Consider the following 23,885-nt stretch of genomic DNA (forward strand, 5'->3'; position numbering starts at 1 on the left):
GCAGGTCAGACTCTCTGAGATGCCCCGCAGCACTGCGCCCCCTCCGGCCCCTCGGCTCCGGCTGGCAAGCCCGTCTCCAGCCCCGACAGGATCGGGCAATCGGGCCGCGCATCCCCGGCGCAGGCGCTGATCAGATGGCTCAGCGTCGCCTCCATCGCGCGCAGCCCGGCAATCTTTTCCGCAATCCGCGCCAGATGGGCATTGGCCACCGCTTTCACATCCGCCGAGGCGCGGCTGTCATCTTCATACAGCGCCAGCAGGGTGCGGCAATCCTCGATGGAAAAGCCCAGCGAACGGGCGCGGGACAGAAAGGTCAACTTGTGCAGATCGCTTTCACGAAAGGCACGGTAGCCGTTTGTGGCGCGCAAAGGCCGGATCAGGCCGATTTCCTCATAATAGCGGATGGTCTTGGCCGGCAGACCCGACCGTTGTGCTACATCCTTGATATTCATCATCTGATCCCCCGGAACGCCCGCAACCGCAAAGCGTTGCTCAACACAAACACCGACGACAGCGCCATCGCCCCCGCCGCCAGCATCGGCGACAGCCCCGGCCCGCCAAAGGGCACCAAGGCCCCCGCCGCCACCGGGATCAGCGCAGCATTATAGCCAAACGCCCAGATCAGATTTTGCCGGATGTTGCGCAAGGTTGCGCGCCCGATGCCAATGGCATCAACCACCGCCAGCGGATCGCCACGCATCAGCACCACGTCGCCTGCTTCAATCGCAATGTCGGTGCCGGTGCCCATGGCAATTCCCACCCCCGCAGCGGCAAGCGCAGGCGCATCATTGATCCCGTCGCCGACAAAGGCCAGATCCTGTCCCGCCGCGCGGATCGCCTCCAGCTTGCCCTCGGGCAGAACCCCGGCCTGCACCGCATCAATCCCAAGCGAGGCCCCGACCGCCCGCGCCGCCGCTTGCGTGTCGCCCGAGATCATCCGCACCCTAAGGCCCAGATCCTGCAGCGCGGCGACCGCTTGCGCGGCATGGGGTTTGACCGTATCGGCCACGGTAATCAGCCCGGTCACAACGCCATCCACCGCCACGAACAGCACCGACTGGCCCTGCCCCGCCGCGCTGTCCGCCGCTGCCGCCAGATCCTGTGGCACCGAGTCAAACATCCGCGCCGCGCCCACGCTGACGCTCTGCCCCGCCACCTGCGCCGTCGCCCCGAATCCCGGACGCGCGGCAAAGCCGCTGGCCCCCGGCACCTTTATTTCCAGCCGCGCCGCCTCGGCCAGCACCGCCTGCGCCAGCGGATGCTCGGATGCCGCCTCGACCGCCGCCGCCAGCACCAGCGTCTCCTCCGCGCCCAACACCTGCACCACCACGGGCCGCCCCTCGGTCAGCGTGCCGGTCTTGTCAAACGCCACCTCGGTCACCCCGGCCAGCCGCTGCATCGCCTCGCCGCGCCGGAACAGCACGCCCAACTCTGCAGCGCGACCCGTTCCCACAAGGATGGACACCGGAGTCGCCAGCCCCATCGCGCAAGGGCAAGCGATGATCAGCACCGCCACCGCCGCCGCCACCGCCTGCGCCAAGCCCGGCCCGAAGGCCAGCCACAGCGCAAAGGTGACCAGCGACACGCCCATCACCACCGGCACAAACCACAGCGTCACCCGGTCCACCAGCGCCTGCACCGGCAGCTTGCCGCCCTGCGCCTCGGCCACCATCGCGGTGATCCGCGCCAGCACCGTGCCCGCGCCCACCTGCGCCACCCGCACCCGCAGAGCCCCGGTGCCGTTCACCGTGCCGCCCGTGACGGTATCACCGGGCCCTTTGGTCACCGGCAAAGGCTCGCCGGTCAGCATCGCCTCATCCACCGATGAGGCGCCGTCCAGCACCACGCCATCCACCGCCACCCGCTCTCCGGGGCGAATCTGCACCACCATGCCGGGGGTCAGCTCGGCCACGGGACGGGCGGTGACGACACCATCTGCTTCAACCCAAGCGGTCTTTGGCTGCAACCCCACCAACCGCGCAATCGCAGCCCCCGCCTGCCCGCGCGCCCGCGCCTCCAGCGCGCGGCCCAGCAGGATCAGCGTCACGATCACCGCCGCCGCCTCGAAATACACCGCGCGCGAGGCCTCTGGCACCAGCCCCGGCGCAAACAGCACCACGGTTGACCAGCCCCATGCCGCCAGCGTGCCGACCGCCACAAGGCTGTTCATATCCGGCGCAGCCCGCAGCAGCGCCGGTATGCCCCTGGCCAGAAACCGCCGCCCCGGAACCGCCAGCACCAGCGTCACCAGCACGAACTGCATGAGCCACAGCGGCAGCAGGCCCACCGTCGCATGCAGCCAATGGTGAAAGGCCGGCACCAGATGCCCGCCCATCTCGGTCACAAACACCGGCAGGGTCAGCGCCCCCGCCAGTGCCGCATCGCGCCACAAGGCGCGGGTTTCCGCTTCGGGTGTCACAGGTTTCGCTTCCGACAAAGGCACGGTTACATAGCCCGCCCGCGTCACCGCTGCGGCCAGCGCCTTTGCGTCGCCGTCCCCCGCCACTTGCACCTGCGCCTGTCGCAGCGCCAGATTGGCGCTCGCCCCGATCACCCCCGGTTGGGCACGCAGCACCCGTTCCACCCGCCCGGTACAAGCGGCACAGGTCATCCCCTCCACCGCCAGCGTGATCTCGGTCATGCGGGGCGGATAGCCCGCGCGTGTCAGCGCCTCGGCCACCTGTGGCAGCGTTGCTGGGGCCGCCAGCTGCATCTCTGCTGTCTCGGTTGACAGGTTCACGCTCACGCCGGTGACCCCCGGCAGCGCCTTCAGCACCCGCTCCGCCCGCCCCACACAAGAGGCACAGCTCATCCCCTCCAGTCGCAGTTGCAGGGGGCGGGGTGTTGGCACACCAATGGGCAAAGTGGTCATGATGCTCTCCTTTGCACCAGCATATAGGGCTTCCAGTCATGGGAAGGTCAAGCCCTGCCGCCGGATTCATTTGCCCCTTGACCTTCCCGTTACAGGAAGCCCCATATCATCTGAAAACCCGGAGATGATGATGACCCTGCTATCTGTGCCCGACATGTCCTGCGGCCATTGCAAAACCTCGGTCGAGGCCGCCCTGACCCCGCTCGCCAAAACCGTGACCGTTGATCTGCCCGCCCGCCGCGTCACCGTCGAAGGCGGCGATGATCAGCAGCTGATCAACGCACTTGATGCCATCGGCTTCCCGGCTCAGATCATTCCGGCCTGACCATCGGCGCGCTTTTGCCACTGCCCGTACAATTCGGAAACGTGATCGTTTCGTCTGTTGCGGCTTTTCCACAGCCAGCATAAAGCGTCGCCGCACTGTCATGTTTTCGTCTTGTTACGGCCCAATGCCGTGCCAATGCTGAAGACACGGCAGGCACATGGTCAGATGGAGCAGAAAATGACCCCGCAGCAGAATTCCACGCCTCAGCAAGGCGGCCAACAGCAGCAAGGCGGCAAACCCGCACCGCAGCAGCAGGGTGGCGCGCCAGTGTTCAAGGATTGGGCGTCGATCTGAAGAACATATAAAGAACAGGCTTGAACAAGACGGGGTCAGCGGTCACGCTGGCCCCGTTCTGATTCTACAGGGTTGCCATGTCTGCCGATACGTCTGATCCGGTTTCTTCCATCCCCAACCTCGGCCCCGCGTCCGAGGCCGCTTTTGCCCGCGCCGGGATCCATTCGGCTGCCGAATTGCGGGAGATTGGCGCGGATGAAGGCTATCGCCGTCTGCTCTTGTCCGGCAGCGCCCCGCATTTCATCGGCTATTATGTTCTGGTGATGGGCTTGCAGGGCCGCCCGTGGAACGATTGCAAAGGCCCGGAAAAAGCCGCTTTGCGCAAACGCTTTGACGCGATCAAATCCAGCATGATCGGCACAAAGGAAAAGGGCCGCTCCGATCTGGAGGCGGCCCTTCAGTTTTTTGGCGTGGTCGAGCGGCGCTAGCCGCCCTGGGCTTTTAGCCAACCAGTTCAAGGCCCGAAAAGAAGAACGCGATTTCGCGTGCAGCCGACTCGGCGCTGTCCGACCCGTGAACCGAGTTTTCGCCTTTGGACAAAGCGAAATCCTTGCGGATGGTGCCGTCATCGGCTTGAGCCGGATCGGTGGCACCCATCACTTCGCGGTTTTTGGCAATGGCGCCTTCGCCTTCCAGAACCTGCACGACAACCGGCTCGGATGCCATGAAATCACACAGTTCGCCGTAGAACCCGCGCTCGGAATGCTCGGCATAGAACGCGCCGGCCTGAGCTGCGGTCAGGTGAATGCGCTTGGATGCGACAACGCGCAGGCCAGCTTCTTCGAACTTGGCAACGATCTTGCCGGTCAGATTGCGCTTGGTCGCGTCGGGTTTGATGATGGAAAGCGTGCGTTCGATGGCCATTTCGGCGTCTCCTGTAACGGGTCAAGGCCCCAGCCTTGCGCCCTTGCGTGAATTGCGGCGCGTCCCTAGCATGGGGCGCGGATGATGAAAAGCCCGCGACGGTCCGGGTTATTTCTTGTCCATATGCTTGCGCAGACGGCTCGGCGTGTGGAATTTACGATCCTTGAACGGATTGTCATTCGCCTGAGACCGGAAAAACAGCCGGATCGGCGTGCCGGGCATGTCAAAATGCTCGCGCAAGCCATTGACCAGATAGCGTTTATAGCTTTCCGCCAATTCATCCGGCCGCGAGCATTTGATGACAAACCCCGGCGGGCGCGTCTTCACCTGCGTCATATAACGCAGCTTGATCCGGTGGCCGCCCGGCGCCGGTGGCGGATGCGCCTCGGTCATCGCGCCCAGCCAGGTGTTAAGCCGGTTGGTCGTGATGCGCTTGTTCCAGGTGTCATGCGCGCGGCGGATGGCGTCGTGCAGACGGTCCAGCCCCCGCCCGGTCTTGGCCGATACGGTGACCAAGGGTGCGCCGCGCAGCTGCGGCAGCAGACGGTCGAACATTTCTTTCAGCTCGGCCAGCTTGTCCTGCTTGTCGTCTTCCAGATCCCATTTGTTGACCGCGATCACCACGGCGCGGCCTTCGGATTCTGCATAATCTGCGATCCGCAAGTCCTGGGATTCAAACGGGATTTCGACATCCAGCAGCACAACGACCACTTCGGCAAAGCGCACGGCGCGCAATCCATCAGCGACCGAGAGTTTCTCAAGCTTTTCAACGACTTTCGCGCGCTTTCTCATGCCCGCAGTGTCGAAGATACGAATAGGCGTGCCCATCCAGTCCGACTTGACCGAAATCGCATCGCGGGTGATCCCGGCCTCTGGCCCGGTCAGCAGACGATCTTCGCCGATGATCTTGTTGATCAGCGTGGATTTTCCGGCATTGGGCCGCCCGATCACCGCAATCTGCAGCGGTTTCTTGATCGTGGGCCGGTGCGCGAATTCATCGGCCTCGACCTCGGCATCCTCTTCGGAAATGTCCACATCGGTCAGCGGGGTATTCTCTTGCTCCCGCTCGGCAAACTCGCCCTCCAACGGCTTGAGGATGCGATACAAATCGTCCATCCCCTCGCCATGTTCGGCGGAAATCCGCAACGGCTCGCCCAGACCCAGCGACCAGGCCTCCAGCGCGCCATCCTCTCCGGCCCGACCTTCGGCCTTGTTGACTCCAAGGATCACCCGCGCGGCTTTCTTGCGCAAGATCTCGGCGAACACTTCGTCCGACGGGTTCACGCCGACACGGCCGTCAATCAGGAACAGGCAGATGTCCGCCATATCGACAGCGCGTTCGGTCAGACGCCGCATCCGGCCCTGCAGGGAGTCATCGGTGACCTCCTCCAGCCCGGCGGTGTCGATCACGGTAAAGCGCAGGTCGAACAGCTTGGCGTCGCCCTCGCGCAGATCGCGGGTGACGCCCGGCTGGTCATCGACCAAAGCCAGCTTGCGCCCGACAAGGCGGTTGAAAAGCGTTGACTTGCCCACATTCGGGCGGCCCACGATGGCGAGGGTAAAGCTCATGTCTTATACGGATCCGGTATCATTCAAGCCGAACCCCATACAGGGCTTTGGCCTTAACGGAAAGCGTGAAGTTGCCCGTTGGTGCTGACGACGTACAAAGCACCACCCGCAAGCGCCGGTGCAGCCGCCGCCCCGCCGGGAATCTCCGCCGTACCAACCAGCGTGCCATCGGTCGCGCTGAACTGCCGCAGCAGCCCGTCGCCCGAGACTACCACCACGCGCCCACCGGCCAGAACCGGGCCATAATGCGCGGTGATCGCCTTTTGCCGCTTGGGCTTGTCATTCTCGAAATACGGCATGTCGGCCATCCAGATGACCTCACCCGTGGCCGCATCCAGCCGCACCAGCCGCGCTTCGTCATTCACGACAAACACCGACCCGCCCACCACCAGCGGCGGGTTCATCGCGCCCTCGACCGCGGTCCAGATCCGGTCGCCGGTGCCAGCGTTGATTGCCGCGGTGCGCCCTGCTGCGGTGCCCGCATAAATCGTGCTGCCCACGATTACCGGATCGCCGGTCACATCGACCAGCCCCTGATAGCCGCGCCCCGGACGTTGCCCGGTCACTGGCGCGCCCCAGACCCGCACGCCGTTCAGCCGCAATGCCGAGACCAGCTCGCCACTGGGGAACGGGAAAATCACGTTGCGATCGGTCACAGCCGGGGCCGAAGACCCGGTGACGGCCAGCGTATTGGGCAAGCCCGGCACGGTCCATTGCACCTTGCCATTGCGCGCATCCACCGCCCAGCCCGCGCCATCGCGGGTGGCTACATACACCGTACCGCCATCATAGGCCGGTGCGCCGGAAACCGGGCTCGCCAGCCGCTGCCGCCAGATCACGGCCCCCGTGCTGGCCTGCAGCGCCACCAGCTCACCATAGCCGGTCGCGACAAACACCATGCCGCCCCCCAGCGCCACGCCGCCGCCCGACACATCGCCACCACGATCGAATTGCGGGGTCAGCTCGGTCTGCCACAGGGTTGCGCCATTGGTGCCGGTTGCCACCACGCGGGCGCGGCTGTCCAGCGTCACGATCCGGCCATCTGCCACCACAGGGGCTGCGGAAATCCGGTTCATCCGGCTTGATCCGGTGCCGATATTGGCGCTCCACACCCGCGCCGGAGCCGCCGACAACCGCCCGTGCGGCGAGGCGTGGCGGGCAGAGCCGCCGCGATGGCTCCAGTCGGCATTGGCCGAGGCTGCGGGCAACGAGATCGGCACGCTTTGATTGGCCGGGCGAGCCGGTGGGGCCACCGGGGCAGGCTGCCCCGCCACGGGGATCGAGGCATCCAGATCGGCGCGCACCGGAAAACGCTCGCCCGACAGGATCAATTCGCGTTCGCACGCAGACAGCAGCATGACAGCGGCAAGTGCCGACAGTCCCAGATTGCGCTTCTGTTTCACCACCTGCTCCACTCCCCCGGCGTTATGCCTGCCGTGCCGGTTCACCCGGCGTCACCTGCGGGGGCGGCATCGCCCCCAAGCGCCACAATCATCTGTCCCGCCCGGCCACGCAAGCCCGCCGGGGCCTGCTGATCCTGCGTCAGCGCGCGCAGCGCGGTGATCGCGTCTTCGGTGCGGCCCTCTTCGACCAGCAGATAGGCCAGCTGCTCCAGCGCCAAGGGGCGGAACGGCCGCCCCGGTGCTGCCACCGGGTCCAGAGCCGCGCGACGCTCGGCCAGCGGCAGATCGGCCCCGGCCAGGATCACCCGGCGCAGAACCGCCAGATCGCGGTAGCTTTGCGGCTGCGACGTATCGGCGGCCAGCTGCTCCAGCGCGGTCAGCGACCCGGCCCGGTCCTCGACCGGATCAGAGGCAAGGAGCAACGCCAGCACCGCCCTTTGCGCACCATCTGCCGGAACAGCGGCCAAAGCCTCGCGCCGCGCATCAGCGCCGCCCAGATCCAGCGCATCAAGTACGGTATCGCCAAAGGCCTGTGCCTGTGACGCATTGCGGGCTTTGGACCATTCGGTCCAGGCCGTCCCTGCGACAACGGCCACAACGATCAATGCGGGAATCCAGCCGTACTTGCGGAAATAAGAATACAGCCGGTCGCGGCGCACCTCTTCCGTGACTTCCTGGATGAAACTATCGGGATTGCTCACGTCACTTTGGCTTTCAAAAGGGCGCTTCAGAACCGGACTCGGGCGGGAGACAGTCTGAAACCTTTCAGACCACACCCTTCGGCCCCTGTCTTACACGCAAGCACAAGGGCTTGCCAAGCCCCGCCCCCCGCTTACCTTCCTGCAGGCGACTTGCCGCAACGCGGCACAAAGCTTAGATTGCGGCCAGCAACAGCGGCTTGAAAAGGTATCCATGCGTATCCTTCCTCCCCTCACCGCCCTTGCTGTGGCTGCAACATTGTATGTTGCCGTGTTCGAACGTGACCGGCTGATGGCCACCACGGCCGCGCAACCCGGCCCGCCTGACACAGACCAACCACAGGCCACCGTCACCGCCGATGGCGCGATTTCGGTGATCGCGGTGGTCTCTCAGGCCAGTCAGGTGCAAAATGCCGTGATCGCCCGGGGCCGGACCGAAGCCGCGCGTCAGGTCGAGGTGCGGGCCGAAACCGGCGGGCTGATCCGGTCTGAACCGCTGCGGCGCGGGGCCTTTGTCACCCGCGGCCAGACCCTGTGCGAGTTGGACCCCGGCACCAGACCGCAACAAGAGGCCGAGGCCGATGCCCGCGTCGCCGAGGCGCAGGCCCGCCTGCGCGAGGCCGAGGTGAATGCCGATGCCGCCAACCGCCTGAATGAGGGCGGTTTTGCCACTGAAACCCGCCGCATCAGCACCGAGGCGGCGCTGGAATCGGCCCGCGCCGGGGTGCAATCGGCGCGCTCAGCCCTGCATGCCATCCGTATCGACATCGCCCGCCTGACCGTCACCGCCCCGTTCGAGGGGCTCTTGGAAACCGACACCGCCGAACTGGGCAGCTTGCTGCAACCCGGCGGTGCCTGCGCCACCGTGATCCAGCTTGACCCGATCAAGCTGGTGGGCTTTGTCCCCGAGGCCGAAGTGGACCGCATCAATGTTGGCGCAGTCGCCGGTGCCCGGCTGATCTCGGGCCGTGAGGTGCAGGGCCGCGTCACCTTTCTGTCGCGCTCCGCCGATCCCGCCACCCGCACCTTTCGGGTCGAGGTGACCGTGCCCAACACCGACCTGACCATCCGCGACGGGCAAACTGCCGAGATGCTGATCGCCGCTGATGGCGTGATGGCGCATCTTTTGCCCGCCTCCAGCCTGACGCTGGACAATACCGGCGTGCTTGGCGTGCGATTGGCCATCGACGGGCAGGCCAGCTTTGCCCCCGTCACCGTGCTGCGTGATACCGTTGATGGCATGCTGGTCACCGGCCTGCCGGATCAGGCGACCGTCATCACCGTGGGTCAGGAATATGTGACCGACGGCACGCCCATCACCGTCACCCTGCAACAGGCCGCGCCATGACCGGCCTGATCGACTGGGCCGCCGCCCGCGCCCGCATGGTGGTGGCCTTTATCATCCTGTCGGTGGCCGCAGGCGTGCTCGCCTATGTCAGCCTGCCGAAAGAGGGCGAGCCCGACATCGACATCCCCGCGCTGTTCGTCTCGGTCCCCTTCCCCGGCATTTCCGCCGCCGACTCGGAAACCTTGCTGGTCAAGGTGATGGAGCAGGAGCTGTCCGGCCTTGATGGGTTGAAAACCATCTCCGGCACGGCGGCAGAAGGTTATGGCGGTGTGGCGCTGGAATTTGAATTCGGCTGGGACAAGACCAAGATCATCGCCGATGTCCGCGACCGGATGAACACCGCCGAGGCGAAGTTTCCGGCCGGAGCTGACAAATACTCGGTCAACGAGATCAACTTCAGCGAATTCCCGATTCTGGTCATCGCACTGTCGGGTGACGTGCCCGAACGCACCCTGTTGCGCGCCGCCAAGGATCTGCAATCAAGGATTGCCGCGCTGGAGCCGGTGCTCAAGGCCGAACTGGCGGGGCACAGGGATGAGATGCTGGAGGTGCTGATCGACCCGCTGAAGCTGGAAGCCTACAACATCACCGCCGCCGAACTGATCACGGTTGTCACCCGCAACAACCAGCTGATTGCGGCAGGCGAGGTGGAAACCGCCAGCGGCGCGTTTGCGGTCAAGATCCCGTCCAGCTTCAACACGCCCGCGCAGGTGTACGCACTGCCGGTCAAGGTCAACGGCGACCGTACCATCACCTTGGGCGATCTGGCCCAGATCAACCTGACGTTTGAGGATCCCACCGGCACCGCCCGGTTCAACGGCGAGTCGACCGTCGCGATTCAGGTGGTCAAACGCAAAGGCTTTAACCTGATCGACACCACCCGGCTGGTCGAGGCCACGGTTGAGGCGGAGGTGGCCGGCTGGCCCGAACCGCTCCGCCGCTCGGTCTCGGTCGCGGCGTCGCTGGATCAGTCGGTCAATGTGGAAGGCATGGTGCGCCAGCTCGAAGGCTCGGTGCTGACCGCGATTGCACTGGTGATGGTGGTGGTTCTGGCGACGCTTGGCACCCGCTCTGCCCTGTTGGTCGGCTTTTCCGTGCCCACCAGTTTCCTGCTGACATTCGCCTTTTTCGCGGTGATGGGCATTTCCGTCTCCAATATCGTGATGTTCGGTCTGATCCTTGCCGTCGGCATGCTGGTCGACAGCGGCATCGTCGTGGTCGAATACGCCGACACCCGCATTCAGGAAGGCTCTGGCCCGATGGCCGCCTATACCGAAGCGGCAAAGCGGATGTTCTGGCCCATCGTCAGCTCGACCGCGACCACGCTCTGCGCCTTTTTGCCGATGCTGTTCTGGCCCGGTGTCGCGGGGGAGTTCATGGGGATGCTGCCGGTCACGCTGATCTTTGTGCTGTCGGCATCGCTCTTGGTGGCGCTGATCTATGTGCCGGTGGTCGGTGGTGTGGCGGGGCGGGTGACCCGCCAGCTTGAGACTATCGCCGCTCTGCTGCGCCCCCGCCCGCTCTGGCTGCGCGTACTGCTGGTCGCGCTGTCACTGGCGCTGCTGTTCACCGGCGTGGCACTGCTATTGGCTCCACGCAGCACCGGCGCCACATCGATGCTGCCGGGTGCGGTATTGGCAATGCTGGGCGGCTTTGCCGCCTCGATCACGCTGGAGGCGGCAAAACCCATCCGCCGCGCCAAGATCGTCTCAGGCTACCGCCGTACCGGCTTTGGCCGGGTGATCCGCTTTCTGACCGGCAACCCGGTCATGCCGCTGGTCTCGATTGCCGCTGTCATCGGCTTTGTCATGCTGGTGTTCGGGCTTTATACCCAGCATGGCAAAGGGGTGGAGTTCTTTGTCGAGACCGAGCCGGAACAGGCCATTGTCTATGTGCAGGCGCGCGGCAACCTGTCGCTGACGGAAAAGGACGCGCTGCTGCGGCAGGCCGAGGCGCTGGTCGTCGGCACGCCGGGGGTGAAATCCACGTTTTCCTTTGCCGGGTCCGGTGGCTTGAACGCCAATACCGGCGGCGCGCAATCACCGCTCGACAGCGTAGGCCAGATCCAGCTGGAACTGGCCCCATGGGAGATGCGCAGCGCTGACCCGGCGCTTGGCGGCGAACGCATCATCGCCAGCCTAACCGAACGGCTGCAGGCCATTCCCGGCATCCGCATTGAGGTGCTGGCCGGGGCCTCTGGCCCGGCGTCGGGCAAGCCGCTGCATCTGCGTCTGTCGGGTGACAACTTTGCCGCGCTGGATCAGGCGGTGCAGACCATCCGCGCCCGGATGGAGGGGATGGAGGGCATCATCGGCATCGAGGACACCCGCCCGCTGCCCGGCATCGACTGGGAGATCACCGTCGATGTCGCCCGCGCCGGACGGTTTGGCGCCGATGTCGCCACCGTGGGTGGCATGGTGCAGCTTGTGACGCGCGGCGTGATGCTCGACACCATGCGGGTGGAAAGCTCGGATGAGGAAATCGAGATCCGCGTCCGCCTGCCGGAAGCCGACCGCGTGCTCTCGACGCTCGATTCGCTGAAAGTCCGCACCGCAGACGGGCTGGTGCCGTTGTCCAATTTCATCAGCCGCAAGCCGGTGGCAAAGCTGGGCCGTATCGACCGCGTCAACGAATCCCGCGTTTATGACATCCGCGCCGATGTCGCCCCCGGATTGACGCGGGCAGATGGCGTGCCGATCAACGCCAACGAGCGGATTGCAACGCTGACAGAATGGCTCGACACCGACCCGCTGCCGCAGGGGGTCAGCTGGGCATGGACCGGTGATCAGGAAGATCAGGCCGAGGCCGGGGCGTTTCTGGCGCAGGCCTTTGCCGGGGCACTGGGGCTGATGTTCATCATCCTCTTGGCGCAGTTCAACTCGGTCTACAACGCGGTGCTGGTGCTGCTGGCGGTTGTCCTGTCCACCACCGGGGTTCTGGTCGGCATGATGGTGATGGGGCAGACCTTCAGCATCATCATGACCGGGACCGGCATCGTAGCCTTGGCGGGGATCGTGGTGAACAACAACATCATCCTGATCGACACCTATCAGGAGTTCAGCCGCTACATGCCACGGCTGGAGGCGATCACCCGCACCGCCGAACAACGCTTGCGCCCGGTGCTTTTAACCACCATCACCACCATGGCGGGGCTTGCGCCGATGATGTTCGGCCTGTCGGTCGATTTTCTGGCCGGAGGATACACGCTCAACAGCCCCTCAGCGCTGTGGTGGAAGCAACTGGCGACCGCGGTGGTCTTTGGCCTGGGCATCGCCACCGTGCTGACGCTGGTGCTGACGCCGTCGCTCCTGGCGCTGCGGGTCTGGTTCTGGGCCGGGGCGTACAGGGGCTGGGCGCAGCTGTCGGCGCTCGCCCATGGCAAGGGCAGCATAGAGGCGCGCGATCTGGCCCTCACCCGCGCGGCCCGCGCGGTGCAGGGCCCGCTGATCCTGTGGGAAGACCCGCCGCCGCCCTCAGCGCCCTACCCGGTCCGCAACGCGGCGGAATAAGGCCAACGAGGACGAAGCGGCACTTACGCCGCCTCGTCCTCTTCTTCCGCCGATTGGCGCGCCCACATCGCCGCATAGCGCCCGCCATTGCCCAGCAGCACCTCATGCGTGCCCTGCTCGACAATCTCGCCCGCCTCCAGCACGATGATCTGATCGGCATCTGCAATCGTCGACAGCCGGTGCGCGATGGTGATGACCGACCGGCCCTGCCCCATCAGCAGCAGGCTGTCCTGAATGTCGCGCTCGGTCTGGGTGTCCAGCGCCGATGTCGCCTCATCCAGAATCAGGATCGGCGGGTTCTTCAGCAGGGTGCGGGCAATCCCCACCCGCTGCTTTTCGCCACCCGACAGTTTCAGCCCGCGCTCGCCCACCGTTGTCTCATAGCCTTCGGGCAAGGAGATGATGAAGTCGTGGATCCGCGCCGCCTTTGCCGCCGCTTCCACGTCGTCGCGCGTGGCCCCGGCGCGGCCATAGGCGATGTTGTAATAGACCGTATCGTTGAACAGCACCGTATCCTGCGGCACCACGCCGATATGACCATGGATGCTGGTCTGCGTCACATCGCGCAGATCCTGCCCGTCGATCCGGATCGCCCCGCTGGTCACATCATAGAACCGGAACAACAGCCGCCCGATCGTCGATTTGCCAGATCCCGACGGCCCCACCAGTGCCACGCGCTGCCCCGGCGCCACGGTAAAGCTCACGCCCTTCAGGATCGGCCGGGTCGGGTCATAGTCAAAGCGCACATTGTCAAACGTGACCTCGCCTTGCGTGACCGCCAGATCGGGTGCTGCGGGCTTGTCCACCACTTCGGCGGGTTGGCCCAACAGGCCGAACATCTCGCCCATATCGACCAGCGCCTGCCGGATCTCACGGTAGACCGTGCCAAGGAAGTTCAGCGGCATGGTGATCTGGATCATGTAGGCGTTGACCATGACGAAATCGCCGACCGTCAGATCCCCCGCCTGCACCCCGCGCGCGGCCATCACCATCACGATGACAAGGCCGGTGGTGATCAGAAACGCCTGCCCAAGGTTCAGGAACGCCAGCGAAAGCCCGGTCTTGACCGCCGCCACCTCGTATTGCCGCATCGCATTGTCATAACGCGCGGCCTCCATCCCCTCGGCGTTGAAGTATTTCACCGTCTCGTAGTTCAGCAAGCTATCAATGGCCTTCTGGTTGGCATCGGTGTCCTGCGCATTCATCTCGCGCCGGATCGCGACCCGCCATTCGGTGACCTTGAAGGTAAAGGCGACATAGATGGTGATCACGATCACCACCACCGCCGCATATTGCCAGCCGAACACCACCGCGAAAATCACCGACACCATGGTCAGTTCCAGAATCAGCGGCCCGATCGACAGCAGCATGAAGCGCAGCAGGAAATCGACGCCCTTGACCCCACGCTCGATGATCCGGCTCAAGCCCCCGGTCTTGCGCGTGATGTGATAGCGCAAGCTCAGGCGGTGGATATGGGTGAATGTCTCCAGCGCAAGCTGACGCAGGGCGCGTTGGCCCACGCGCACGAACACCGCATCGCGCGCCTCGTTAAAGGCCACCGTCAGCAGGCGCGCCATCCCGTAGGCAACCGTCAGCCCCACCGCCGCCAGTCCCAGCAGGGTGGCGGCATCCGGCGCATCGCCTGCCAGCGCATCCACCGCCTGCTTGTAGATCGCAGGTGTCGTGACCGAGATGACCTTGGCCATCACCAGCAACAACAGCGACGCGACCACCCGCCGCTTCACCCAGCCCTGACCGGGTGGCCACAGATAGGGGATCACACGCGCCATGGTTTGAAAGCCACTGGCCGGGGCGTCTTTGGGAGTCGGGTCAAACATGTGGGGCCTCTTTTCGGCCCCAATACCTAGGGGGTGCTGCCGCAAATGGCCAGAGCGGGATCAGGGCTTTTGCGGAATTGCAAAAACCTGCCCCGGATAGATCAGATCGGGATTGCGGATCTTGTCGCGGTTGGCCTCGTAGACCTGCACATACATCACGCCTTCGCCGAAATTCTCGCGCGCGATGCCCCACAATGTAAAGCCGGGCTGTACCGTGACTGTCACCGGCGGCGGTGGCGCAAGTGGAGCTGCGGGCGCATCCGCCGCCCCGGCCGCAGGCACGGGCACAGGTTGCGGAAGGGTCGGCGCGGTGTCGGTTGCGGCACCCGGTGCAGTCGGCTCTGCCGCTGACAGCGGTGAGTCAGGAGCGGATGGCGCTTCGGTCGCGGCCTCGGCAGGCGATGGCGTGGCTTGCGTCTCCGCTTGCGGTGCTCCGGCACCCTGCGACGCAGGCGCGGTCGCGGCGGGTTGCGACAGCGCGGCCAGATCTTCCAGCGTCTCGCGCTTGAACGGCGTCTCGAACCGCGCCGTCACCTTGCCCGCTTCGTCGATCTGATCGACCCGCATGGTATAAATCCCCGGCGCGGTGTCGCCCAGCGTCACTTGCCACAGACCGGTCGCTGCGATCCCGGCATCCGCCACCTGCGCATTGTCCAGATAGATCCGCACCGCCTGCCCGGCCTTGCCCCTGCCCGACAATTGCACCGCCCCTGTGGGCGAATAGGAAATCGCGTCGAGCATGACCGTTGCCACCCCGTCCGCCTCAGTGTCAGCGTCGGCCATCACCGGCGCTTGCACCACAGTTGCGCCTTCATCTGTCACCAGCAAAGCCACCGGCGGCGCAGGCGCCGCTTCTGCTGCTGGCAGGGGCGCGGCATCCGGCGCGGGCTCGGTTTCGGGCGCAAGAAGGGGGACAGAGTCTGCCAATTCGATTGCATCAGTTCCTGCATCCGCCTCAGTCGCAGGCTCAAGCTCAGGTAGCTCAGCTTCGGCCACGGTCTCCGGCGCAATCTCTGGTGCGGCCCCGGCCACAGCTTCCGCAGAGGCATCTGGCACCGCATCCGGCGCAACCTCTGCCACCTCAACCGGCCCGGCGATCGGCCCCAGCGCCACAGATTGCGCCGATGCCAGCCTGCGGCCATCCGGCAACACCGCATCCAGCGTCATCAGACTGGGCAGCGGATTGGGGGCAAGGGTGAACAATGCGGCAAAGCTGCCATCGCCCCCCGCCTGTGCCTCGGCGACCACAACCCCGTCAACCAGAACCGAGATAACCGCCAAAGGCTCGGCCCGGCCCGCCACCACGGCAGCGCCATCCGCCTCGACCCGGTAGCCGTCAAAGCCGGGCAACACCGGCTCCGGGGCAACAGCATCCAACCCGGAACTCTGCTCCGTTTCGGCCAAACCTTCCGGCGCTGCCTCATCCTCGGCGAAAGCTGCAATCTCGGGCTCGGGCTCAGGCGTTGCCGCATTCTCAGACTCAGGCTCCGCCTCGGCCGGAACCGGAACCGGAACCTCTGACACCACAGCCACAGGCGCGGGCGCAACTGCGGGCGCTTCGGCGACGGGCGCATCCGGAGCGCGCGCAGGCCACAGCAGCCCGACCACCACAGCCACCACAGCCGCACCCCCAGCCAACAGCGCCGCGCGTGCGCCAGTGCTCAGTCCCGTCCCGTCCGCCATAATAAGTCCCCGTCAATTCCCCTGCCAGACCAAGGCTCCCACCAACCCCAGCCCGGCACGCAGAGCCTTTACCGGCCCCTGCTTTCCTTTGCATAGGAACCCCGATAACACTGGGCTTGCAATGAAAATTCCTTGAAGAGGCCCGCATGACCCCGCTTCGCTCTGTCTGTGTCTTTTGTGGATCACGTCCCGGCCTGTCGGCCGCCTATGCAGACGCCGCCCGCACCCTTGGCCATGGAATCGCCGGGCACGGCTGGCGTCTGGTCTACGGGGCAGGTGATGTCGGGCTGATGGGCGAAGTGGCGCGCGCGGCACTGGCCGCAGGCGCACCCACCATGGGGGTGATCCCCACCCATCTGATGGGCAAGGAAAAGGGCAAACGCGATCTGGGCCAGTTGGTCATCACCGAAGACATGCACGAGCGCAAGAAAGTGATGTTCATGAATTCTGACGCCATCGTGGTGCTGCCCGGCGGTGCGGGCAGTCTGGACGAGTTTTTCGAGGTGCTGACCTGGCGGCAGATCGGCCTGCACACAAAACCGATTTTCCTATTGGATACAAACGGTTACTGGCAGCCCCTCATCCATCTGATGGATCATGTCATCGCCCATGGCTTTGCCGAGCCGCATCTGCGCCACAGCTTTGCCGCCATCCCCGATGTTCCGGGCCTTCTGGCCCGGTTAGAGGATGTATTTTCCTGATCAATCCCAGACCTTTGCGTAGAAAAGCTCAGGCAGCGCGGGTCATCGCGTCGTTCATCACGCTGACGATTTTCTCAAGCGGATAGCCGGTCAGTGATTTGGGCAGCATCATCACCACCCGCCCACGCAGATTGTCATCCAGCCGGGTGCGGATCGCCTCCAGCAGGTGTGGCGGTGCCGCGATGGCCAGCCGCGACGTGCGCGACTGGCGCACTGCAAAGGACAGACGGGTCATCAGCATCGCCACCATCGCCGTTTCCGCCAGACGCGCGCGGTCACTCGCCTCAGCCGGACGCGCGCTTTCGTCCTTCTCAGCCGTACTGTCGCATTTGGGCGTCTCGATCCGGTCAATCAGCCGCAGGTCTGGCGCAGGCACGGTGCCGGCATTCTCCAGAATCACCGCGCCGTCTCCGTCGACGACCACAATCCAGCAACCCCGTGTGATCATTGTCATATTATCCTCCCGCCGTTTCTTGTTGATCCCCTTTCAGATGGGAAGTCAATGATGCACTGGTAGTGTGACATAGTGACCAAAACAAAAATACCCGCGCAAAAACCTTGCGCGGGTATCAACCAGATCGCAGACTGGTTTTAAATCAAGGTGTTAACCGTCACAGACGGGCAGCAACCGCTTCCCAGTTCACCAATTTGTCAAGGAAATTGGTCAGGTAAGCCGGACGCTTGTTGCGGAAGTCGATGTAATAAGAATGCTCCCACACATCACAACCCAGCAGCGCGGTCTGACCAAAGCACAGCGGGTTGACGCCGTTTTCGGTCTTGGTGACTTTGAGCGCGCCATCGGCATCTTTCACCAGCCAGGCCCAACCCGACCCGAACTGACCAGCGCCAGCCGCAGAAAACGCTTCCTTGAACGTGTCGACCGAACCGAACGACTCGGTCAGCGCCTTTTCCAGCGCACCCGGCATCGCGGTTTGGCCCGGCCCCATGACTTCCCAGAACAGGGCATGGTTCCAGTGCTGGCTGGCATTGTTGAAAATGCCGTTCTGCGCCACAGCGGACTTGTCATAGGTGCCGACGACGATCTCTTCGACCGACTTGTTCTCCCACTCGGTGCCGGCAATCAGCTTGTTGCCGTTGTCGACATAGGCCTTGTGGTGAATGTCGTGGTGATACTCCAGCGTCTCTTTCGACATGCCAAGAGCGGCCAGCGCATCATGGGCATAGGGCAGATCGGGAAGCGTGAAAGCCATGGGTCTCATCCTTTTATCGCGTGTCGTTGGCGTAAATAGCCGCCTTTCCGGGCCAAAGGTCAAGACCTGCACCCGGAAAAGGTGATCCTTTAGCTCAACTTTCAGCCCCGGTCATCGGTTCCATGTCAATCACTTCGGCCCCGTCCCGGACCACGGTGTAAAAGCACGACCGGCGGTTGGTGTGGCAGGCAGGCCCGTGCTGGCGCACCCGCACCAGCAGGCAATCGCGGTCACAATCGACGCGCAATTCCACCAGATGCTGCACATGGCCCGAGGTATCGCCCTTGACCCAGAATGCCGCCCGCGACCGCGACCAATAGGTCACGCGCCCGGTGGCAAGCGTCTGCGCCACCGACGCGGCATTCATCCAGGCCATCATCAGCACATCGCCGTTTTCATGGTCCTGTGCGATACAGGGGATCAGCCCGTTGGCATCATACTTTAGGCTTGCAGGGTCAAAAGCCATCTCACTCTCCTTGGCGGGCGCGGGGGGAAGGTCTATCTAAGGATCGACAAAAGGAAAAGCGCCATGAGCGACAATGACCTGATCAGCCTGTATTCCGGCCGGATTCTTGCATTGGCAACCGAGATTCCGCATCAGGGCCGCCTGCCCGCGCCGCAGGCGACGGTGCGCAAACGCTCGCCGCTGTGCGGGTCGACCGTGACGGTCGATCTGGTGATGGCGGGTGGCCGCGTCGCCGAATTTGCACAGGATGTAAAAGCCTGCGCGCTGGGTCAGGCCGCCGCCAGCCTGCTGGGTCAGGTGGTGATCGGGCGCAGCGCGACCGAGTTGGCGCAGGCCCGCGATGCCCTGCGCGCCATGCTCAAGGACGCAGGCCCGGTGCCGCCTGCCCCGTTTGATGGCTTTGTCGTCCTGACCCCGGCGCGCGACTACAAGAACCGCCACGCCTCGATCCTGCTCGCCATCGACGCCGCAACTGAGGCCGCCGCGATGGCAGAGGCCCCGGCCCAGAACTGACCGCTACACAAAAAAAACCGCCGCACGTCGGAAAGACGGCGGCGGCAAGTGGCGTGTCTGTTCGCGCTAAAGGCATCACTTGGGGACAGATGCAGCGCGATCGGGCAGACCGCAGGCAGAACTCAGAGCGAGGTAAACGACAGGCAGACGTAAAGCGTGGCAAACAGGGCGAAGACGCCGAACAGATCCTCAATCAACGTGGCGCTGGACCGGGTGACAATATCCTTGACTTGGGCAACCATGGCATCCTCCTGCTTGCTTGTTGCCATATTGTTCTCATATCGCCGTTAACCTGTAAAGAACTTTTTGAGAACATATGAGAACAAAAGCGGACCAAAGCCCTAACCCACTGAAATCAGCCGGATCGCCCGGTCCTGATCCAACAGCCACAGCAGCACCCGCGCCGCCTGCCCCCTTGGGCTGGTCAGCGCCGGATCCATGGTCAGCAGCGCCCGCGCATCTGACTGCGCCACCGCCATCAGCGCCGCCTGCCGTTCCAGATCCGCCACCCGGAACCGGGGCAGCCCCGATTGCGCAGTGCCGATCAGATCACCCGCGCCGCGCATGGCCAGATCTTCCTCGGCGATGCGGAACCCGTCCTCGGTGTCGCGGATCGTGGTCAGCCGCCGCTCCCCCGCCTCGGACAGCGGGGCCTGATAGAGCAGCAGGCACGTCGACTCCGCAGCACCCCGCCCGACCCGGCCACGCAGCTGGTGCAACTGCGCCAGACCAAAGATCTCGGCCCGCTCGATCACCATGATCGACGCATTGGGCACGTTGACGCCGACCTCGATCACCGTGGTCGCGACCAGCACCCGCGTCTCGCCGCGCTGAAACCGTGCCATCGCGGCGTCCTTCTCGGCGGGCGGCAGCTGGCCATGGACCAGCCCCACCACATCACCCAAAGCGGCGCGCAGATGCGCAAAGCGCGCCTCGGCGCTCGCGTAATCCAGCACTTCGGAATCCTCAACCAGGGGGCAGACCCAATAGCACTGCCGCCCCTCATTCACCGCGCGGGCCAGATGGGCCACCACCTCATCCATCCGCGCCGCCGCAATCATCGCGGTCTTGATCGGTTTGCGCCCGGCGGGCTTTTCATCCAGCACCGACACATCCATATCGCCATAACTCGCCAAAGCGAGAGAGCGCGGAATCGGTGTTGCCGTCATCACCAGCACATCGACCGCGCGGCCCTTGGCCCCCAGCTCCATCCGCTGCGCCACGCCAAAGCGGTGCTGCTCGTCCACCACCGCCAGCCGCAGATCGTGAAACGCCACATCCTTTTGAAACACCGCATGGGTCCCGACCAGCATCGCGATGCGCCCCTCGGCCAGATCCCGCAGCTTGGCCGCCCGATCCGCGCCCTTGTCGCGCCCGGTCAGCAGTTCCAACCGCACGCCCGCCGCTGCGGCCAGCGGAGCCAGCCCCTCGTAATGCTGCCGCGCCAGAATCTCGGTCGGGGCCATCATCACACCCTGCCCGCCCGCCTCGGCCGCGATCAGCAACGCCAGAAAGGCGACCAGCGTTTTGCCCGACCCGACATCGCCCTGCAGCAGCCGGTTCATTCGCAACGGCGCCGCCATATCTGCGGCAATCTCGGCAACCGCACGGCTCTGCGCGCCGGTCGGCGCATAGGGCAACCCGGCCAGCACCTGCGCCTGCAACATGCCGGTGCCCAGCGTCATCACGCCCTTTGACTTGCGCAGCGACGCCCGCGCCAGTGACAGCGTCATCTGATGCGCGAACAGCTCGTCATAGGCCAGCCGCGCCCGCGCCGGATCGGTCGGCGCCAGTGCCGCCGCCCCGCCGGGCCGGTGCACCGCCGTCACCGCTGCGAGCCAGTCCGGCCAACCCTCCCGTGCCTTCAGGCCCGGATCAATCCACTCCGGCAGGTCGGGTGCGCGCGCCACTGCGCCCTCTGCGGCCTTGGCGACCACGCGCTGCGTGACACCCGCGGTCAGCGGATAGACCGGCTCATAGGCGGGCAACTCCCCCGCCTCCTCCACCCGCAGCACGTGATCGGGATGCACCATCTGGGCGATGCCATCAAACAGCTCGATCCGGCCCGAGACGATGCGGCGCTGACCGGTCGGCAGCAGCTTTTGCAGGTACTCGCCGCGCGCATGGAAAAACACCAGCGCCCATTCCAGCTGCGGGTCGCGCACCATGACGCGGTACGGTTTGCCCTTGGTGCGCGGCGGGAAATGCGCGCCCACCTCGACCTCCACCGTCAGAATCGTGGGCGGCACCACATCGCGCACCGACTCCCGGCGCGCCCGGTCCACCCCGGAATGCGGCAGCAGGAACAGCAGATCCTTTGGCCGCGTGACGCCCAGAGCCTCCATCGCGCGGGCGGTCTTTGGCCCGACGCCGTCAAGCGTTTCCAGATCCGCGAACAGCGGAAACAGGATCTCGGGCCGGCTCATGCGCCCTCAATCAGGGCAAGCCAGCCATCTTCATCCAGCACCGTAACCCCATGTTTTGCCGCCTCTTTCAGCTTTGACCCCGCGCCGGGACCCGCCACCAGAATATCGGTCTTTGCACTGACAGACCCTGCCACCTTTGCGCCGAGCGATTCCGCCCGCGCCTTGGCCTCGGCCCGCGTCATCTTTTCCAGGCTGCCGGTGAACACCACGGTTTTACCCGCCACCGGACTGTCACTCGCGGCTTTCCACACCACGGGCTGCACCTGCAGCTGCGCCACCAGCGCATCAATCGCGGTGCGTTCAGCGTTATTCTGAAACGCCGCCGTCAGGCTTTCCGCCAACGTCTTGCCCACGCCGTCAATCGCCAGCAACTCGTCCCATTCCGCCGTGCCCGGCATCGCATGGGTGACCGCAGCCTCAAACGCCTCCCACGTGCTGTAGTGCCGCGACAGGATCTGCGCCGCCACCTCGCCGACATGCCGGATGCCAAGCGCAAAGATCAGCCGGTCCAGCGGAATGCGCCGCTTGTCCTCGATCGCGGCGAACAGTTTCCGTGCCGAAGTCTCGCCAAAGCCATCACGATTTTTCAACCGTTTCAAACCGTTGGCGGCATCTCTTACAGCAAGCGTAAAGATATCAGCCGGGGATTTCACCGGCAGACCCTCATCACGGAAAAACATCTCCACCTGTTTCGCGCCAAGACCGTCGATGTCAAAGGCATGGCGGCTGACAAAATGCTTCAACCGCTCCACCGCCTGCGCCGGGCAGATCAGCCCGCCAGAGCAGCGGCGCACCGCATCGCCTTCCTCACGCAAGGCGGGGCTGCCGCATTCGGGGCATTCGTGCGGGAAAACATAGGGTTGCGCGTCGATGCTGCGACGCGACAGATCCACATCGGCCAGTTTCGGGATCACATCCCCCGCGCGGTAGACCTGCACCCAGTCGCCGATGCGGAAATCTTTGCCGCCGCGGATCTCATTGCCCTTGGCATCGCGCCCGGCGATATAATCCTCGTTGTGCAGCGTCGCATTGCTGACCACCACGCCGCCCACCGTGACGGGCCGCAGCCGGGCCACGGGTGAAAGCGCACCAGTGCGCCCGACCTGAATGTCGATGCCCAAGAGCTCGGTCCAGGCCAGTTCCGCCGGAAACTTATGCGCAATTGCCCAACGCGGCGTGGCCGAGCGGAAGCCGAGCCGTGCCTGCAGCGCCAGATCGTTGACCTTGTAGACCACCCCGTCGATGTCATAGCCGAGCGACGCCCGCTGCACCTCGATCGCGCGATACTGTGCCAGCATCTCCTCCGGCCCTGCGCACAGCCGGGTCAGCGGGTTGGTCTGAAACCCCAGTGAGGTCAGCCGGGCAATCGCCTCGAATTGCGTCGCCGCCAATGGCTCCGACACCGCCCCCCAACTATAGGCAAAAAACCGCAACGGCCGCGATGCTGTGATCGTCGCATCCAGCTGCCGCAGCGAGCCAGCAGCGGCGTTGCGCGGGTTCGCGAATGTCTTGCCCCCCGCTGCCGCCTGCCGCGCGTTCAATGCGGCAAAATCGGCGTGGCTCATGTAAACCTCGCCCCGCACCTCCAGCACCTCCGGCGCGCCGGTCAGGTGCTGCGGAATATCGGCAATCGTGCGGGCATTTTCGGTGACGTTTTCGCCAACCTCACCATCGCCCCGCGTTGCCGCCTGCACCAGCACCCCGGATTCGTAGCGCAACGATAGTGACAAGCCGTCGATTTTTGGCTCGGCGGTGTAGGCCAGATCGCCCGCGTGGTTCAGATACTTGCGGACCCGGTCGCCAAAATCCGCAACATCCGCATCGTCAAACGCATTCTCAAGGCTTAGCATCCGCACCTGATGCGCCACCTTGCCAAAGCCATCGTTTGCCGCTGCGCCGACCTGATCGCTGGGGCTGTCCGCACGCTTCAGGCCCGGAAACCGCGCCTCGATCGCGGCATTGCGCTGTTTGAGGGCGTCATACTCTGCATCCGAAATCTCGGGCGCATCCAGCGTATGGTAAGCCCGATTTGCCCCGGCCAAGGCCTCTGCCAACCGCGCCAGTTCGGCGCGCGCCTGGGTTTCAGTCAACTGATCCACTGCTGTGCCGGCCATCATCCCCTCCGCTTGTCCCCATGGTTTAGGGGGGCCGCTGGGCAAGGGCAA

At 64.8% G+C, this 23,885-nt stretch carries 19 protein-coding genes; 6 read left to right on the forward strand and 13 right to left on the reverse strand.

All coding sequences use genetic code 11. From position 1 onward, the window contains the following. Positions 1-5: 5 nt before the first annotated feature. Both cueR and D1012_RS07565 read right to left on the reverse strand, forming a co-directional pair. Positions 6-452 carry a Cu(I)-responsive transcriptional regulator gene (gene cueR / locus D1012_RS07560; protein WP_118150754.1) on the reverse strand — a complete coding sequence of 149 codons (447 nt, stop codon included), beginning with the start codon at positions 450-452 and terminating at the stop codon, positions 6-8. Then, the gene (locus D1012_RS07565) at positions 452-2,872 is read right to left on the reverse strand and encodes a heavy metal translocating P-type ATPase (RefSeq protein ID WP_118150755.1); all 2,421 of its coding nucleotides are present in this window, start codon (positions 2,870-2,872) and stop codon (positions 452-454) included. The genes cueR and D1012_RS07565 overlap by 1 nt, the downstream gene beginning before the upstream one ends. A 130-nt stretch (positions 2,873-3,002) precedes the next feature. Here D1012_RS07565 and D1012_RS07570 point away from each other — a divergent pair, with 130 nt between their 5' ends. Together D1012_RS07570 and D1012_RS07575 are read left to right on the forward strand one after the other, a co-directional pair. Continuing rightward, positions 3,003-3,197 (forward strand): heavy-metal-associated domain-containing protein, encoded by a 195-nt coding sequence (locus tag D1012_RS07570; RefSeq protein ID WP_118151153.1) that lies wholly within the window; start codon positions 3,003-3,005, stop codon positions 3,195-3,197. A 371-nt stretch (positions 3,198-3,568) separates the two neighbouring features. After that, entirely contained in the window at positions 3,569-3,919 is a 351-nt protein-coding gene (locus D1012_RS07575; RefSeq protein ID WP_118150756.1) for a TfoX/Sxy family protein, read from the forward strand. Between the two features lie 13 nt (positions 3,920-3,932). Here the strand turns inward: D1012_RS07575 and ndk are convergent, their stop codons facing one another. From ndk to D1012_RS07595, 4 genes are all read right to left on the reverse strand, one after another. Beyond that, entirely contained in the window at positions 3,933-4,355 is a 423-nt protein-coding gene (gene ndk / locus D1012_RS07580; RefSeq protein WP_118150757.1) for a nucleoside-diphosphate kinase, read from the reverse strand. 108 nt (positions 4,356-4,463) lie between these two features. After that, complete coding sequence (gene der / locus D1012_RS07585) at positions 4,464-5,924, reverse strand: ribosome biogenesis GTPase Der (protein ID WP_118150758.1); 1,461 nt, start codon at positions 5,922-5,924, stop codon at positions 4,464-4,466. A 53-nt stretch (positions 5,925-5,977) separates the two neighbouring features. Then, complete coding sequence (locus D1012_RS07590; protein ID WP_354002029.1) at positions 5,978-7,327, reverse strand: PQQ-like beta-propeller repeat protein; 1,350 nt, start codon at positions 7,325-7,327, stop codon at positions 5,978-5,980. Between the two features lie 41 nt (positions 7,328-7,368). Further along, positions 7,369-8,028, reverse strand: a complete 660-nt coding sequence (locus D1012_RS07595) for a hypothetical protein (protein ID WP_118150759.1) — start codon at positions 8,026-8,028, stop codon at positions 7,369-7,371. A gap of 211 nt (positions 8,029-8,239) precedes the next feature. Here D1012_RS07595 and D1012_RS07600 point away from each other — a divergent pair, with 211 nt between their 5' ends. Together D1012_RS07600 and D1012_RS07605 are read left to right on the forward strand one after the other, a co-directional pair. After that, positions 8,240-9,373, forward strand: a complete 1,134-nt coding sequence (locus D1012_RS07600) for an efflux RND transporter periplasmic adaptor subunit (protein ID WP_118150760.1) — start codon at positions 8,240-8,242, stop codon at positions 9,371-9,373. Next, positions 9,370-12,882: an efflux RND transporter permease subunit gene (locus D1012_RS07605; protein ID WP_118150761.1), complete on the forward strand. Its 3,513-nt coding sequence runs from the start codon at positions 9,370-9,372 to the stop codon at positions 12,880-12,882. The genes D1012_RS07600 and D1012_RS07605 overlap by 4 nt, the downstream gene beginning before the upstream one ends. Before the next feature lie 23 nt (positions 12,883-12,905). On the opposite strand, the gene D1012_RS07610 is transcribed toward D1012_RS07605, so the two are convergent. Then, positions 12,906-14,720, reverse strand: a complete 1,815-nt coding sequence (locus tag D1012_RS07610) for an ABCB family ABC transporter ATP-binding protein/permease (RefSeq protein ID WP_118150762.1) — start codon at positions 14,718-14,720, stop codon at positions 12,906-12,908. Between the two features lie 60 nt (positions 14,721-14,780). Then, positions 14,781-16,403, reverse strand: coding sequence for a LysM peptidoglycan-binding domain-containing protein (locus D1012_RS07615; RefSeq protein ID WP_233517044.1), 1,623 nt, complete (start codon positions 16,401-16,403; stop codon positions 14,781-14,783). 146 nt (positions 16,404-16,549) lie between these two features. Here D1012_RS07615 and D1012_RS07620 point away from each other — a divergent pair, with 146 nt between their 5' ends. Next, positions 16,550-17,104 (forward strand): LOG family protein, encoded by a 555-nt coding sequence (locus tag D1012_RS07620; RefSeq protein WP_118150763.1) that lies wholly within the window; start codon positions 16,550-16,552, stop codon positions 17,102-17,104. A gap of 28 nt (positions 17,105-17,132) precedes the next feature. Here D1012_RS07620 and D1012_RS07625 read toward each other — a convergent pair whose 3' ends face one another. The 3 genes from D1012_RS07625 to hisI form a co-directional block, all read right to left on the reverse strand. After that, complete coding sequence (locus D1012_RS07625) at positions 17,133-17,558, reverse strand: baeRF12 domain-containing protein (RefSeq protein ID WP_118150765.1); 426 nt, start codon at positions 17,556-17,558, stop codon at positions 17,133-17,135. A 157-nt stretch (positions 17,559-17,715) separates the two neighbouring features. Continuing rightward, entirely contained in the window at positions 17,716-18,315 is a 600-nt protein-coding gene (locus D1012_RS07630; RefSeq protein WP_118150767.1) for a superoxide dismutase, read from the reverse strand. A 94-nt stretch (positions 18,316-18,409) separates the two neighbouring features. Then, positions 18,410-18,781, reverse strand: a complete 372-nt coding sequence (hisI, locus tag D1012_RS07635; RefSeq protein WP_118150769.1) for a phosphoribosyl-AMP cyclohydrolase — start codon at positions 18,779-18,781, stop codon at positions 18,410-18,412. Positions 18,782-18,844: 63 nt separating this feature from the next. Between hisI and D1012_RS07640 the strand changes: the two genes are divergently transcribed. After that, the gene (locus D1012_RS07640) at positions 18,845-19,294 is read left to right on the forward strand and encodes an iron-sulfur cluster assembly scaffold protein (protein ID WP_118150771.1); all 450 of its coding nucleotides are present in this window, start codon (positions 18,845-18,847) and stop codon (positions 19,292-19,294) included. Between the two features lie 341 nt (positions 19,295-19,635). Here D1012_RS07640 and recG read toward each other — a convergent pair whose 3' ends face one another. Together recG and ligA are read right to left on the reverse strand one after the other, a co-directional pair. Further along, entirely contained in the window at positions 19,636-21,720 is a 2,085-nt protein-coding gene (recG, locus tag D1012_RS07645; RefSeq protein WP_118150773.1) for an ATP-dependent DNA helicase RecG, read from the reverse strand. Further along, complete coding sequence (gene ligA, locus D1012_RS07650) at positions 21,717-23,837, reverse strand: NAD-dependent DNA ligase LigA (protein WP_118150775.1); 2,121 nt, start codon at positions 23,835-23,837, stop codon at positions 21,717-21,719. Before ligA ends, recG begins: the two co-directional genes overlap by 4 nt. Between the last annotated feature and the right edge of the window lie 48 nt (positions 23,838-23,885).

It is taken from the genome of Pseudotabrizicola alkalilacus (genome assembly GCF_003443995.1).
In the GTDB taxonomy this organism is placed as follows: domain Bacteria; phylum Pseudomonadota; class Alphaproteobacteria; order Rhodobacterales; family Rhodobacteraceae; genus Pseudotabrizicola; species Pseudotabrizicola alkalilacus.